Origin of the sequence: Pseudoxanthomonas sacheonensis (assembly GCF_031455975.1) — a bacterium.
In the GTDB taxonomy this organism is placed as follows: domain Bacteria; phylum Pseudomonadota; class Gammaproteobacteria; order Xanthomonadales; family Xanthomonadaceae; genus Pseudoxanthomonas_A; species Pseudoxanthomonas_A sacheonensis_A.
On sequence record NZ_JAVDTT010000002.1, the window covers coordinates 275160 to 289949 of the forward strand.

14 protein-coding genes are annotated in these 14790 nt (G+C 63.9%); 9 read left to right on the forward strand and 5 right to left on the reverse strand.

Annotation, left to right across the window (positions count from 1 at the left end; all coding sequences use genetic code 11):
• Nucleotides 1–3: 3 nt before the first annotated feature.
• On the reverse strand, nt 4–789 hold the full coding sequence (gene mddA, locus J2W94_RS08330; RefSeq protein ID WP_310092095.1) for a methanethiol S-methyltransferase: 786 nt from the start codon (nt 787–789) through the stop codon (nt 4–6).
• Nucleotides 790–979: 190 nt separating this feature from the next.
• Here mddA and J2W94_RS08335 point away from each other — a divergent pair, with 190 nt between their 5' ends.
• The gene (locus J2W94_RS08335; RefSeq protein ID WP_310092097.1) at nt 980–2029 is read left to right on the forward strand and encodes an alpha/beta fold hydrolase; all 1050 of its coding nucleotides are present in this window, start codon (nt 980–982) and stop codon (nt 2027–2029) included.
• A gap of 31 nt (nt 2030–2060) precedes the next feature.
• On the opposite strand, the gene glmS is transcribed toward J2W94_RS08335, so the two are convergent.
• Entirely contained in the window at nt 2061–3887 is a 1827-nt protein-coding gene (gene glmS, locus J2W94_RS08340; protein WP_310092099.1) for a glutamine--fructose-6-phosphate transaminase (isomerizing), read from the reverse strand.
• 211 nt (nt 3888–4098) lie between these two features.
• Here glmS and J2W94_RS08345 point away from each other — a divergent pair, with 211 nt between their 5' ends.
• The 8 genes from J2W94_RS08345 to J2W94_RS08380 all read left to right on the forward strand — a co-directional run bounded on the left by J2W94_RS08345 (nt 4099) and on the right by J2W94_RS08380 (nt 12572).
• Nucleotides 4099–5394 carry an efflux RND transporter periplasmic adaptor subunit gene (locus tag J2W94_RS08345; RefSeq protein ID WP_310092100.1) on the forward strand — a complete coding sequence of 432 codons (1296 nt, stop codon included), beginning with the start codon at nt 4099–4101 and terminating at the stop codon, nt 5392–5394.
• 67 nt (nt 5395–5461) lie between these two features.
• Nucleotides 5462–6184: an ABC transporter ATP-binding protein gene (locus J2W94_RS08350; RefSeq protein WP_310092101.1), complete on the forward strand. Its 723-nt coding sequence runs from the start codon at nt 5462–5464 to the stop codon at nt 6182–6184.
• Between the two features lie 71 nt (nt 6185–6255).
• Nucleotides 6256–7566, forward strand: coding sequence for an ABC transporter permease (locus tag J2W94_RS08355; RefSeq protein WP_310092104.1), 1311 nt, complete (start codon nt 6256–6258; stop codon nt 7564–7566).
• A 46-nt stretch (nt 7567–7612) separates the two neighbouring features.
• Complete coding sequence (locus tag J2W94_RS08360; RefSeq protein WP_310092106.1) at nt 7613–8845, forward strand: ABC transporter permease; 1233 nt, start codon at nt 7613–7615, stop codon at nt 8843–8845.
• Nucleotides 8846–8947: 102 nt separating this feature from the next.
• Nucleotides 8948–9313, forward strand: coding sequence for a DUF3471 domain-containing protein (locus J2W94_RS08365; protein WP_310092108.1), 366 nt, complete (start codon nt 8948–8950; stop codon nt 9311–9313).
• A 25-nt stretch (nt 9314–9338) separates the two neighbouring features.
• Nucleotides 9339–9848: a nuclear transport factor 2 family protein gene (locus tag J2W94_RS08370; RefSeq protein WP_310092111.1), complete on the forward strand. Its 510-nt coding sequence runs from the start codon at nt 9339–9341 to the stop codon at nt 9846–9848.
• Nucleotides 9849–9906: 58 nt separating this feature from the next.
• Nucleotides 9907–11244 carry a sigma-54-dependent transcriptional regulator gene (locus J2W94_RS08375; RefSeq protein ID WP_310092113.1) on the forward strand — a complete coding sequence of 446 codons (1338 nt, stop codon included), beginning with the start codon at nt 9907–9909 and terminating at the stop codon, nt 11242–11244.
• Nucleotides 11241–12572, forward strand: a complete 1332-nt coding sequence (locus tag J2W94_RS08380) for a sensor histidine kinase (RefSeq protein ID WP_310092116.1) — start codon at nt 11241–11243, stop codon at nt 12570–12572. Before J2W94_RS08375 ends, J2W94_RS08380 begins: the two co-directional genes overlap by 4 nt.
• A 200-nt stretch (nt 12573–12772) precedes the next feature.
• On the opposite strand, the gene J2W94_RS08385 is transcribed toward J2W94_RS08380, so the two are convergent.
• From J2W94_RS08385 to J2W94_RS08395, 3 genes are all read right to left on the reverse strand, one after another.
• Nucleotides 12773–13294 carry a GNAT family N-acetyltransferase gene (locus J2W94_RS08385; protein WP_310092118.1) on the reverse strand — a complete coding sequence of 174 codons (522 nt, stop codon included), beginning with the start codon at nt 13292–13294 and terminating at the stop codon, nt 12773–12775.
• 227 nt (nt 13295–13521) lie between these two features.
• Nucleotides 13522–14031 carry a DinB family protein gene (locus tag J2W94_RS08390; RefSeq protein WP_310092120.1) on the reverse strand — a complete coding sequence of 170 codons (510 nt, stop codon included), beginning with the start codon at nt 14029–14031 and terminating at the stop codon, nt 13522–13524.
• Nucleotides 14032–14080: 49 nt separating this feature from the next.
• A complete protein-coding gene (locus J2W94_RS08395) occupies nt 14081–14785 on the reverse strand; it encodes a TIGR02391 family protein (RefSeq protein WP_310092122.1) in 705 nt (234 codons plus the stop codon).
• Between the last annotated feature and the right edge of the window lie 5 nt (nt 14786–14790).

The window sequence follows — 14790 nt, forward strand, 5'->3', positions numbered from 1 at the left end:
TGCCTAACCCGGTCCGCGCGCCTGCAGGCGTTGCGCGGATTCCGAAAGGGCGTCGATGCCTCGCTGCCGCCCTGGGCGCGGCACCAGCATCGGCACCTGCTTCCGATAGTCTTCGTACTCGGGCAGCGCCGCGACCAGATCGCGTTCTTCCAGCTGGATGGCGATGAGGATGTAGGCGGTAGTCATCAGCGCGAACAGCAGGTGGGTCACGGTCATGGTGGGAGTGGCCCAGAAGGTGAAAAGCCAGGCCACATACAAAGGATGGCGTACCCAGCGATAGACACTGGGTGTCTTGAACGGCAGCGGCGTGTAGGTGCGTCCGCGGAACTGCAGCCACACCTGGCGCAGACCGAACAGGTCGAAATGGTTGAGCAGGAACGTGGTGTACAGCAGCAGCGCCCAGCCGAACGCATAAGCCGCGTACAGAGCGATCCGCGCCGCTTCGTTCTGCACGTTCCAGACCATGCCGCCAATCGGACTCCACAGCCAGAACAGCAGGATCAAGGCGAGGCTGGAAAGCAACGTGTACGTGCTGCGCTCGGCCGACTCGGGGATGATCCGTGTCCACACGCGCTTGAACGCCGGCCGCGCCATCACGCTGTGCTGCAGTGCGAACAGGGCGAGCAGGCCCAGGTCGATCATCACCGCGGTTCCGACGCTGGTGGTGCGCGCCGAGTCCATCGTTTTGGGCACCCACAGATTGCCGATGAAGCCGATGGCGTACAGGAACGTGGCGAAGAACACGGCGTAGCAAACCACGCCGTAGAGCAGGATCAGGGAACGTTTCATCGCGGCCTCGCTGTTTGCGGCACCTGCGCAGGCGTCGCCTGCGCGTGCTTGGGGAAGGATGCGGCAGCGTCGCGCGCGCGCAAGCGGCGCGACAGGGGAGTAATGTCCCGACGTGGCGCCGGAATGCGTGGATAACGTGGAGGAATGTCCCGGCTACACTCCGGTCGGGGCTCAGCGCAGGGAATCCTGAATGCAACAATCGATCCGCTACCTGACCACGAGAGACGGCGCGCGGCTGGCCTGGGCGTCGATGGGCAGCGGCGTGCCTCTGGTCAAAGCGGCCAACTGGCTGAGCCACCTGGAATACGACCTGGAAAGCCCGCTCTGGCGCCACTGGGTGCATTTCTTCGGCGACCATTTCCGCTTCGTGCGCTACGACGAGCGTGGCTGCGGCATGACCGGCGGCGATCCGCGCGGTCTGTCGCTGGAACACTGGCTGGCGGACCTGGAAGCGGTGGTCGACGCCGCAGGCATCGACGAACCTTTCGCCCTGCTCGGCGTCTCGCAGGGCGCGGCGGCGTGCGTCGCCTATGCGGTCAAGCATCCGCACCGCGTCTCCAAGCTGCTGCTGTATGGCGCCTACGCGCGCGGTCCTTATGAACGCGAAAATGAGGAAGCGGCGCGCCTATACCACGCCATCTCCGACGTCGCGCGCGGCGGCTGGGCCGACGAGAATCCGGTGTTCCGGCAGTTGTTCACGGCACGCTTCATTCCCGATGCGACCGAAGCGCAAGTACGTTGGTTCAACGAGTTGGCCCGCATCACCACCACGGCCGAAGCGGCCGGCGCACTGCTCGATTCGCGCGCGCACATCAACGTCACTTCGATGCTGGGCCAGGTCGCCGTGCCCACCCTGGTGATGCATGCGCGGCACGACGGCGTGGTGCCGGTAGAGGAAGGACGCCTGCTGGCGGCCGGCATTCCCGAGTCGCGCTATGTCGAACTGGACTCGCGCAATCACGTCCTGCTCGAACACGAACCGGCATGGGAACGCTTCTGTAGCGAGACCCTGGAGTTTCTCGGCGGCAAGGGCGAAGACGATGCGGTGCTGGCCACATTGACCGCGCGCGAGCGGGAGATCGTCGCCGGCCTCGTCGCCGGCCGCAGCAACGCGGAAATCGCCGCCGCCTTGTTCATCAGCGACAAGACCGTGCGCAACTCGCTTACCCGCATTTTCGAGAAGTTGGGCGTGCGCTCGCGCATGCAGGCGATGGCGCGGGTGCGCGCCGGTAAGCCCTAATGCCAGGCCGGCATGCGAAGCCGGCCGGCATTCATTCCACGGTGACGCTCTTGGCCAGGTTGCGTGGCTTGTCCACATCGGTGCCGCGGGCCAGCGCCGTGTGGTAGGCCAGTAGCTGCACGGGAATGGTGTGGACGATGGGGCTGAGCACGCCAGCGTGGCGCGGGGTACGGATGACGTGCACGCCTTCGGATTCGGTGAAGTTGCTGTCCTGGTCGGTGAACACGAACAACTCGCCGCCGCGCGCGCGCACTTCCTGCATATTGGACTTCACTTTCTCCAGCAGCTTGTCGTTGGGCGCGATCACCACCACCGGCATCGCCGCATCGACCAGTGCGAGCGGTCCGTGCTTGAGCTCGCCGGCCGGATAGGCCTCGGCGTGGATGTAGGAGATTTCCTTGAGCTTCAACGCGCCTTCCAGTGCGATCGGATAATGCAGGCCGCGGCCGAGGAACAACGCGTTCTGCTTGCCGGCGAACTTTTCCGCCCACAGTGCGATCTGCGGCTCCAGATTGAGCGCGTGCTGCACGCTGCCAGGCAGGAAGCGCAACTGCTCCAGATAATCTGCTTCGTCGGTCGCGCTAACGTTGCCGCGCAGCTTGCCCAACACTACACAGAGCTGGAACAAGGCCGCCAGCTGGGTGGTGAACGCCTTGGTGGAGGCCACGCCGATCTCGGCGCCGGCGCGGGTGTAGCAGACCAGTTCGCTGGCGCGCGGGATCGCGCTTTCCGGCACGTTGCAGATCGACAAGGTGTGCTTGTGACCGAGCGATTTCGCGTACTTCAGCGCCTCCATCGTGTCCAGGGTTTCGCCGGACTGCGAGATGGTGACGATGAGGTGCTTGGGATTGGCGTAGGCCGCGCGGTAGCGGTATTCGCTGGCGATTTCCACCGAGCACGGCAGGCCGGAGATCGCCTCGATCCAGTAGCGCGCGGTCAGGCCGGCGTAGTAGCTGGTGCCGCAGGCGAGGATCTGCACGCCTTCCACGTCGCGCAACGCGGCCTCGGCATTCTTGCCGAACAGCTCCGGCGAGAAGCCTCCGTCGATCACCGCTTCGATGGTGTCGGCGATGGCGCGCGGCTGTTCGTGGATTTCCTTCTGCATGAAGTGGCGGTACGGCCCCAACTCCAGCGAGGCCAGCGACACGTCGGAGACGTGCACTTCGCGCGCGACTTCGGCATTGGCCGAATCGAACACGCGCACGCCGCCGCGGCTGACTTCGGCGGTATCGCCTTCCTCCAGGAAGATCACCCGGCGGGTGGCCTGCAGGATCGCCGACACATCGGAAGCGACGAAGTTCTCGCCATCGCCCAAACCAATCAACAAGGGGCAGCCCATGCGTGCGCAAACCATGCGCTCGGGTTCCTTGCGGCTGACCACCGCCAGCGCATAAGCGCCGGTCAGGTCCTTGACCGCGTGTTGCAACGCGCCCAGCAGGTCGTTGCCCTCCTTCAGATAGTGGTGGATCAGGTGGGCGATGACTTCGGTGTCAGTCTGCGACTCGAACTGGTAGCCGAGCTCGCGCAGGCGCTCGCGTTGCTCCTCGTGATTTTCGATGATGCCGTTGTGCACCAGTGCCACGCCCTGGCTGATATGCGGATGGGCATTGGCCTCGGTGACGCCCCCGTGCGTCGCCCAGCGGGTATGGCCGATGCCCAGGTGGGCATGGAAGCCCTCGGCGATCGCGGCGCTTTCCATCTCGGCCACGCGCCCGGTGCGGCGCACGCGGCGCACGTCGCGCTCCTCCACTACGGCGATGCCGGCCGAGTCGTAACCGCGGTATTCCAGCCGCTTCAGTCCTTCGATGAGTACCGGAACCACATCGCGATCCGCGATCGCACCAACAATGCCGCACATGTATGACCGCTCCTGATTCCTAGGTGTCCAGTGTAAACGCCGAAACCGTGCCCGACCGTCCGTGCGGACGCCGAAAGTGTCCGCGCGGACACTTTCGTTGCGAAATATTTCCTTTCTATTCAAAAGCTTACAGTTGGCACAACCATTGCTTTGTTTACCGCATCCAAGACCGCATCCACACCTCCAGGCACCAACGGACACCCGACACCCCATGCAAACCAGCGACCCTTTCCGCATCCGCGACACCTCGGCCCAGGACAATGTGATCAAGCCGGCGGCCTCGGCCCGGCGCAATCGCAAGCCCTGGCTGATCGGCGGCATCGCCGGTGCAGTGGTGCTGGCGCTGGCGGTGTGGGTGATCAGCGGCTGGATGTCCGGCGGACGGTCGTTCGACGCCTCCCGGGTGCGGGTGGCCGAAGTCACCCGTGGCGACCTGGTGCGGGATATCTCGGCCGACGGTCGGGTCATCGCCGCCAACAGCCCGACCCTGTACGCCATCGCCGGCGGCACGGTCGCCCTCAAGGTAGTGGCGGGCGACGTGGTGAAGAAGGGCCAGGCGCTGGCCGAAATCGACAGCCCCGAGCTGCGCAGCAAGCTGGCGCAGGAAGGCTCGACCCTGGCCAGCATGGAAGCCGAAGCCAGCCGCGCGCTGCTGGATGCGCAGATCACCCGTTCCACGGCCTCCAAGTTGCTGGACCAGGCGCAGATCGAACGCACCGCCGCCGAGCGCGACCTGGAGCGTTACGAACGCGCCTACCAGGGCGGCGCCGTTTCGCAGAACGAATACGCCAAGGCGCAGGACGAATTGAAGAAGGCCGACATCGGCCTGGCCGCCGCCCGCAAGGATTCCGGACTGCAGGGCGAAGGCGCCGGCTTGGACTCCCGCAACAAGCGTCTGCTCGCCGATCGCCAGCGTGCGGTGGTCACCGAGCTGCAGCGCCAGGTCGATGCGCTCACCGTGCGTGCGCCCTTCGACGGGCAGATCGGCCAGGTGCAGATTCCGCAGGGAACCATCGTCGCCACCAACGGGCCGATCCTGAGCGTGGTGGACCTGAGCCTGTTCGAAGTGGAAATCAAAGTCCCGGAAAGCTTCGCCCGCGATCTGGCTATCGGCATGCCGGCGCAGATCACCAGCAATAACACCCAGTACGCCGCGCAGGTTTCGGCGGTGTCGCCGGAAGTGGTCAACGGCGAAGTCAACGCGCGCCTGCGATTCGCGCAGGGCAAGCAGCCGCCAGGTTTGCGGCAGAACCAGCGCCTGTCCGCACGCATCGTGCTGGACACGCGCCGCAACGTGCTGATGGTCGAGCGCGGTTCGTTCCTGGATCAGGACGGCGGCCGCTTCGCGTATGTCGTCGATGGCAGCCGCGCCGTGCGCCGCCCGATCCAAACCGGCGCCAGCAGCCTGAGCGCGGTGGAAATCGTCTCCGGCCTGCAGCCCGGCGAAAAAATCGTCGTCTCCGGCAGCGACCAGTTCGGCGATGCCGAGCGCGTGACCATCCACTGATCCATTCGAACCAACTCTCTGCCTTTCTCACTCCTCACAACCCGACAACCCGCCAAAGGAAACTCCGATGCTCGATATGCGCCAGGTCACCAAGGTCTACCGCACCGCGATGGTCGAAACGCACGCGCTGCGTTCGCTCGACCTGCACGTCAAGGAAGGCGAATTCGTCGCCGTCACCGGACCTTCCGGTTCGGGCAAGACCACCTTCCTCAACATCGCGGGCCTGCTGGAGAACTTCACCGGCGGCGAGTTCACCCTCGACGGCGAGAACGTGAAGGGCATGTCCGACGACGCGCGCAGCCGCCTGCGCAACCAGAAGATCGGTTTCATCTTCCAGGGCTTCAATCTGATCCCCGACCTCAATCTGTTCGATAACGTCGATGTGCCGCTGCGCTATCGCGGCTTGCCCGCCAGCGAACGCAAGCAACGCATCGAAGAAGCGCTGGGCCAGGTCGGGCTGGGTTCGCGCATGAAGCATTTCCCCGCCGAACTCTCCGGCGGCCAGCAGCAGCGCGTGGCCATCGCCCGCGCATTGGCCGGCAAACCTCGCCTGTTGCTGGCCGACGAACCGACCGGCAACCTGGACTCGCAGATGGCGCGCGGCGTGCTGGAACTGCTGGAAGACATCAACGCCAAGGGCACCACCATCATCATGGTGACCCACGACCCGGAGCTGGCCGCGCGCGCGCAGCGCAACGTGCACATCGTCGACGGCATGGCCACCGATCTATCGGTGGAGCCGAGTCTGATCCGCGTGGCGCATTCGGCGGAAGCCGGAGCAACGCTGTAGGGCGGGCACTGCCCGCCTCGGAACATCCGATCAAATGCGCGGCGGGCAATGCCCGCCCTACGGAGAAAACCATGTTCGGCTACTACTTCAAACTCGCCCTGCGCAGCTTCAAACGCAACAAGGTGCTGACCGCGCTGATGGTGCTGGCGATCGCCCTGGGAATCGGCGCCAGCATGACCACGCTGACCGTGTTCTACGTGCTCTCCGGCGACCCGGTGCCCACCCGCAGCGACCAGCTGTACTACGTGCAGATGGCGCCGGAGAGCATGAACGGCTTCACCCCCGGCGACGAACCGGCCCAGCAGGTGACGCGTTTCGACGCGGAAAAGCTGCTGCGCGAGAAACGCGGCGACCGGCAGGCGTACATGACCGGCGGCGGCGTCGCGATCACTCCGGAAAAGCAGGGACTGATGCCGTTCCAGGTGGATGCGCGCTACTCCACCGCCGACATCTTCCCGATGTTCGATATGCCGTTCCTGTTCGGCGCCGGCTGGAACGCGTCCGAGGACGAGCGCCACGGCCGCGTGGCGGTATTGGCCAAGGCGCTGAACGACAAACTGTTCGGCGGGGCCAACAGCGTGGGCAAAACCGTTCGCTTGGACAAGGTCGATTTCACTGTGGTCGGCGTGATCGACGAATGGCGGCCAACGCCGCGCTTCTACGACATGAACAGCGATCAGTTCGGCGAACTGGAGCAGGTGTTCCTGCCGTTCTCCACTTCGCGCGATCTGAAAATGGGACGCAACGGCAGCATGGACTGCTGGGGCGATACGGGATCGGATCCGGAGGGCTCGACCGGCCTGAATGCGCCTTGCGTCTGGATCCAGTATTGGGTGCAGCTGGACAGCGCGAGCAAGGCGTCGGCCTACAAGCAGTACCTGACCAACTATTCGGACCAGCAGCGCAGCGCGGGCCGCTTCGAACGACCGACCAACGTACGCCTGCGCAAGGTGATGGAGTGGCTGGATTTCAACAAGGTCGTGCCGGGCGACGTGCGCCTGCAGGTGTGGCTGGCGTTCGGCTTCCTGCTGGTGTGCCTGCTCAACACCATCGGCCTGTTGTTGGCCAAGTTCCTGCGTCGCGGTGGCGAGGTCGGCGTGCGCCGTGCACTGGGCGCTTCGCGTCGGGCGATCTTCATGCAGTGCCTGATCGAGGCCGGCACCGTCGGCCTGGCCGGCGGCATCGCCGGACTGGGGCTGGCATTGCTGGGCCTATGGGCCGTACGCCAGCAACCGGCCAGCTATGCCGAACTGGCGCACCTGGATCCCTGGATGCTGCTGACGACTTTCGTGCTGGCCATCGTCGCCAGCCTGTTGGCCGGAATCATCCCGGCGTGGCAGGCGATGCAGGTCACCCCGGCGATGCAGTTGAAGTCGCAATAACCCCCTTTACTCAATGCAGGCGTCGACGACGCCTTCGGAGATTGTCATGGAACTGCGCCCCATCCTTTCCACCCTGTCGCGGCACAAGACCGCCGCCGGTCTGATCGTGCTGCAGATCGCCCTGAGCTGCGCGATCATCTGCAACGCGCTGTTCCTGATCGGCGAGCGGGTCGATCGATTGAACCTTGTCAGCGGCGTGGCCGAGAACGAAGTCGTGCGCGTGCAACTGACCGGAATCGGCGAAGACGCCGATGCCGAAGCGCTCACCCGCAGCGATCTTGCGCTGCTGCGCGGCCTGCCCGGAGTCAAGGCGGCTTCGGTGACCAATCAGGTGCCGTTCGTGAATTCGTCCTGGAACACCTCGGTCAACATGGTCAAGGATCAGCAGCAACCGACCCTCAGCGCCACCACCTACATGGGCGATGAGCAATTCCTGGCGGCGCTCGGCCCGAAACTGGTCGCCGGCCGCAACTTCACCTCCGACGAGTACATCGAGTGGTCGGCGCTGGACGCTCCTGGCAGCAAGGTCTCGATTCCCTCGGTGATCATCACCCAGAGCATGGCCGACAAGCTGTTCCCAGGGCAGAACGCCGTCGGCAAGAGTTTCTATAGCTGGGGCGAAGACGCCATTCGCGTAGTCGGTGTGGTCGATCATCTGGTCCGCCCCAGCGAGCAAGGCGGCGCGGTGGCGCACGAGTACTCGATGATCTTCCCGATCCATGTTCCCTTCTCCATGGGCGGCAACTACCTGCTGCGCACCGATCCGGCGCGCCGCGGCGAAGTGCTGAAGGCGGCCGTGGCGGCGCTGGAAAAAAACAGCCCGAACCGCATTATCTTGCAAGACAACACCAAGACGATGGAGGAACTGCGTGCCCAGTACTATCGCCAGGATCGCGTGATGGTCTGGATGTTGGTGGCGGTGATCGTGGCCCTGCTGGTGGTGACCGCGCTGGGCATCGTCGGATTGGCCAGTTTCTGGGTGCAGCAGCGCACCAAGCAGATCGGCGTGCGCCGCGCGCTAGGCGCCACCCGCGGCCAGATCCTGCGTTACTTCCAGACCGAGAACTTCCTGCTGGCCACTATCGGCATCGTGTTGGGCATGTTGCTCGCCTACGCCATCAATCAGTTGCTGATGGGCAAGTACGAGTTGCCACGCCTGCCGCTGTACTACCTGCCAGTCGGTGCGGTGCTGCTGTGGTTGCTGGGCCAGATCGCTGTCTACGGTCCGGCACGCAAAGCGGCGTCGGTACCCCCAGCGGTGGCCACCCGCAGCGCATGAAACCAGCCCGCACGTTCGCCTTCCGGCGAGCGTGCGGGAAGGCCGACCGAGGTTCATGGTTCGCTGCTTATAGTCGCGCTTCCTCCCCGGAGCGGTGCCGCCATGAACAAAACGCTGATCCTTCCATTGTCCCTCGCACTGGCCTTTTCGGTCTGCTTTTCCAGCGCAGCGCAGACGACGGAACCGCCCGCGGACAGCGGCGTGTTCGTATCGGAAGGCACGCTGGACACGTATGTCGGCACCTACGTCATCTCGTCCGGTTTCGAAATCAAGGTATGGCGCGAAGGCGAGCGGTTGATGCTGCAGGCCACCGGGCAGGCGGCCTGGCCGCTGCAGGGCATCTCGGAGACGGTGTTCCGCGTGCAGGAGGTCGGCGCCAAGGTGAGCTTCGGCGTCAACGCCGCGGGGGAAGCCGATCAGCTGGTGCTGTTCATGGACGGTCGCGAGACCAAGGCAATACGAAAATAGTCCTCCACCACCCGCAGGAACCCCGATGAAGATCTCTCTGCCGCTGCTGTCCTTCCTCTTCATCGCGATCTTGCAGGCACCGGCGGCGACCGCCGCCGATGCGGCGCCTGCCGACGGCCAGGCGCCGGAACCGCTATTCGGGGAAATCTCCGCGCTGGACACCAAAGTGTTCGACGCGTTCAACCACTGCGCGGAGCCGGGACGGCTGGACGAACACGCCGGCTACTTCTCGCCCGACATCGAGTTCTACCACGACACCGGCGGCGTCACCTGGACCAGGGACGAGATGATCGCCGGCACGAAGAAATACGTGTGCGGCCACTTCACCCGCGAACTCATCCCCGGCACCTTGAAGGTGTACCCGGTGAAGGATTTCGGCGCCATCTCGCAAGGCGTGCACCGTTTCTGCCAACTGGACAGCGGCAAGTGCGAAGGCCTGGCCGATTTCGTGATCGTCTGGCGCCAGGAGCAGGGTCGGTGGCAGATCACCCGCGTGCTCAGCTACGGCCACCGTGCGGCGGCCGAGGCCCGATAGACGTTACGATGCGCCCGGACCGACACCAACACACTAACCGACACATCATCGACCCCGCATGCCCAGCCTACTGATCATCGACGACAACCCCGCGGTCGCCACGGCGCTGGAAGTGCTGTTCTCGCTGCACGATATTTCCACTCTGCATGCGCAGACACCGGAGGCGGGATTGGCGGTGCTGCAGAGCGAATCGGTGGACCTGGTGATCCAGGACATGAACTTCACCGAGGACACCACCTCCGGCGACGAAGGCGTGGCGTTGTTCGCGCAGATCCGCGCGCGGCATCCGGACCTGCCGGTGATCCTGCTGACTGCGTGGACGCATCTGAGCAGCGCGGTGGAACTGGTCAAGGCCGGTGCCGCCGACTACGTGGCCAAGCCGTGGGACGACCGCAAGCTGTTGGCAACGGTCAACAACCTGCTTGAGCTGGCCGAGGCGCGCAGCGAACTGGATCGGCGCCGCAACCGCGAACGCGCGCGCCAGGAACAGCTGACGCAAAAATACGATCTGCGCGGCGTGGTGTTCGACGATCCGGCCAGCGAACGCGTGATCGCGCTCGCCTGCCAGGTCGCGCGCTCCGACCTGCCGGTGCTGATTACCGGGCCCAATGGCAGCGGCAAGGAGAAGATCGCCGAAATCGTGCAGGCCAATTCGTCGGTGAGGAACGGCGCATTCGTGACGTTGAATTGCGGCGCGCTGCCTTCCGAATTGATCGAGGCCGAACTGTTCGGCGCCGATGCCGGCGCGTACACCGGCGCCAACAAAGCGCGCGAGGGCAAATTCGAAGCCGCCGATGGCGGCACCCTGTTCCTGGACGAAATCGGCAACCTGCCGCTGGCCGGTCAGATGAAGCTGCTGCGCGTGCTGGAAACCGGTCGCTTCGAGCGCCTGGGTTCCAACCGCGAACGCCACGTCACCGTGCGCGTGATCAGCGCGACCAATGCAGATTTGCCGGCCCTGATCCGCGACGGCAGTTTCCGCGAAGACCTCTACTACCGCCTCAATGCCATCGAGCTGGCGCTGCCGCCACTGGCCGAACGTCCGGGCGACATCCTGCCGCTAGCCGAGAGTTTCCGTCCTGCCGACAAGCCGATCGGCGACAGCGCCCGCAGCGCTCTGCTGCGCCATCCCTGGCCCGGCAACGTGCGCGAATTGCGCAATGTCGTGCAGCGCGCAGGGCTGCTCGCCACCGGCGACCGTATCGAAGCGGCGGATCTCAACCTGCCCAAGGCCGCGATGGTGAAACAGGCATCGGTGGCGGAGCCGGATCGTGCCGGGATCGAAGCCGCGTTGGCGCGCGCAAGCGGCGTGATCGCACAGGCCGCCGCCGATCTGGGCCTCAGCCGCCAGGCGCTGTACCGGCGCATGGACCGTTTCGGTATTCCCCGCGAATGATTCGCCGCTCCGTCGCCGGCCGGCTGTTCTTCTGGGTACTGCCCTTGCTGGCGGCTTCCATCGCATTGCCGTTGCTACTGCTGGAATGGCTGGACGATGCGAAGCTGGTGGGCGTCTTGTCCGCGCTGGTGATCGTGCCGCTGGCGGTGTGGGTGATCCGCCGCGCGTTGGCCCCGCTGAACTCTCTATTTCGCGCGCTGTCCGGCAGCGTCAACACCTATCGCGATGGCGAATACAACTTCGGCATCCACTGGCAGGGGCACGACGACCTGGGCGATCTGGTGCGCTCGCACGTCGAACTGGGCGAAGTGCTGCGCGACCAGCGCCAAGGGTTGGTGCAGCGCGAACTGTTGCTGGACACGATGGTGCAGAACACGCCGGTGGCGATGCTGTTGGTGGCCGCCGGCGGCGATGGCGAGCGCCGCGTGGTGTTCGCCAACCTGGCCGCGCGCAAGCTGCTGCATAGCGGCTGGAAGCTGGAAGGCCAGCGTTTCGACGATCTGATGTTGGCCGCACCGGTGGAAATGCGCGAGGCCATGCAGCGGGGCGGCGATAGCCTGTTCGCCATCGGCAACGAGGAAGCGGACGAGGAAGAGCAGGTCTACCACCTGTCGCGCCGCCACTTCCGCCTCAACGGACGCAAGCACGAACTGTTGCTGCTGCGCCTGCTGACCAACGAACTGCGCCGCCAGGAAGTGCAGACCTGGAAGAAGGTCATCCGTGTGATCAGCCACGAGTTGAACAACTCGCTGGCGCCGGTCGCTTCGCTCGCCCATTCCGGCGCCGAACTGGTCCGCCGCGGACGCCACGAACGGCTGGAGGAGATCTTCGGCACCATCGAGGAGCGCGCGCGACATCTGGAAGGATTCATCCGCGGCTATGCGCGTTTCGCCAAATTGCCGCAGCCGCTGTTGAATACGGTGGACTGGACGAATTTCCTGGCCAGCTTGCAACGCCAGATCGGATTCGAACTGGAGAGCTCCGCCGAGGGAATGAGCAGCCGCATCGATCAGGCGCAGATGGAGCAGGCGCTTTTGAATCTGCTCAAGAACGCGCACGAAGCCGGCGGCGAAGGTTCATCGGTGAGCGTGAAACTGACCCGCTTGCCGGAATGGCTGCGCATCGAGGTGCTGGATCGTGGCGGCGGCATGAACGAGGCGGTGCTGCAGAACGCGCTGGTGCCGTTCTATTCGACCAAGCGCAACGGCACCGGACTTGGGCTGGCGCTGACCCGCGAGATCGTGGAGGCGCATGGTGGACGGTTGTCGATGCATAACCGCGAGGGTGGCGGGCTGTGCGTGGCGATACAGCTGCCGGATGCGGGCTGAAGGCACTTCGGAAGCCTGAAAAGATTTCCCTCTCCCTTGATGGGAGAGGGTGGCCGAAGGCCGAGAGAGGGTGAACCGGAGCCAGTGCAGATCGATAACCACATCGCATCGAATGAGGAAGAGCCCAAGCACGCATCGCTACGCTCGCGCCCCTCTCCTGCCCTATGGGCATCCTCTCCCACAAGGGGAGAGGAGAACCTTCAACGGCCTGACATCCGTCGCTGCATAACTACCCGCAACTGCGTGGGAAACCCAAGCAGCCGTTCCCGCACCACAATCCCGCCGAGCTGCGGACCCCATAAGGACTCCGGCATCTCCACGAAACCGCGTGCCGCATAAAACGGCGCATTCCACGGCACATCGCGCAGCGTAGTCAGCGTCATCGTGGAGAATCCGCGCGCGGCAGCCTCGCTGCAGGCCGATTCGAGCAGCGCGCTGCCGATGCCGCGGCGGCCGTGTTCCGGCACCACGTCCATTTCGAACAGATGCGCATGCCCGTCGATCTCGCCGCACAAGGCGAAGCCCACCGCTCGTTCGCCAACTTCCGCCACGCGCAGGATTCCGTGCGCTATGCCGTCCTGCAGGTTCTGTGGCGATAAGGTATGCATGGCGAAAAGGTCGTACGCGCCATGGCCCAGCAATAGCTCGGCAGCACGACGTTCGACTTGCAACAATGCGTCTATGTCGGCTTCGGTTCCGGCGCGGAGAAGCGGATCGGTCATCGCCAAGATCTAGCTGATCCGCGCATGATGCCATTGCCAGACCAACCCGACACAAAGCCCTGCCGTGCCAACCATGCCGGCCAGAATGAAAGACATCGTGGATGCTCCGAACAACTCAACGAGACCCCACGCAGCAAGGGCTCCTGCTGTCGTAGGCAGGAAAAAACACCACGAATTGGCAAGATCTACAAGTTCGACTACCACTTCCACAATGTCGGATAGCGCCATCAGGATTCAGCCGTCTGGTTAATACGAGAGCCATCGATCCTGGCCATCAACCACTGCAATCCGGCCAGATGCTGCTGATCGTGGCTGCACAGCATGTGCACCAGGCCGCGCACGGTGATCGGTGCGCCATCGAACACGGCGGTGCGCTCGGACTGCTCTGCGGTCAGCGTCGAGAGGGTTTCAAGCGTCTTCACGCGAGCGGCACGGAAAGCGGCGAAGACCTCGGCTGGTTCGGCAGCAGCGTAGGCGCGCGCTATCGCCAGTGTCTCGCCGTCGACGTTCTCCAGCGCTGGGTTGGTTTCCTGCAGAGTGCGCCGGAAGCGCTCGTGGTAGCCGTCCACCTCGATATCGCGCACATGGCAGATCTGCTCGATGGCGCTGAAGGGTTCGCTGGGAATGCCTTCCCACGAATCCGGCTTCCAGTTCTTGGAGCCTGTGGGGATGATGTCGTAATAGGCTTCCAACTGCTGCGGGAAAGCGGCGAGTGCGTCGAGCGTGGTCTGGTTCATAGCTAGCGCCTGAATTAAGCTGCGAAGCGGGTTCGGCTTGAATGAATTGTTAGACGGCACGCTTGTCAACTATGCGCAGCAGGTGGCTGGCCAGAATAATCATCTCGACAGCCTCCATGGGCTCTATTGCAACCGATCGGTGGCTATGAGGATTCTTGTAAGATCCAATTGCCCCCGCCATCAGATGCATTAGCGCTTCCTGTTCCCCCGCTGGCGATGAAGCTTCCGAAAGCGGCCCCGTACCAGGTTTGAAAGCTTTGCGCATTAAGTCCATGCCGATATCAGAAGCCTCAAGAGATGCAAGCTTTCGAGTACGTACTTCCAACTCTTTAAAGCATTGAAAGACTGCTGTGTCGTAGTCTCCACGAAGGAAGGTGGCCCACACCTTTTGCGCAATTACCGGATGGAGCTTCTCTTTTGGGAGCAGGTTGATCTTCTTGTATGCATCAAACGCATCTGGACTAGCAAGTTCTTTGCCCCGGCGGGTAATAAATACCCAGTTGTTTGTACCGCCAGGCTTTGGCGCGAGCAATCCTTCTCGCTCAAGCCACACCCAAGCCTCCATCAACGCTTCTTGTGCTTGCTCGCGCCTGTTCTGGGGATAGCCTTCGACGTTGCTGTTAAGAGTGAAATTTCCGGCATGAAGTTCGGACGTACTTGCAGTTGTCAGGTATTGCAGAACGACGCCTGCGAGCTCTTCTGGCTCCAGGGCCAAAAGGGCGTCGACATCAGGAATGAGTTGATAGAACGCCATGATGC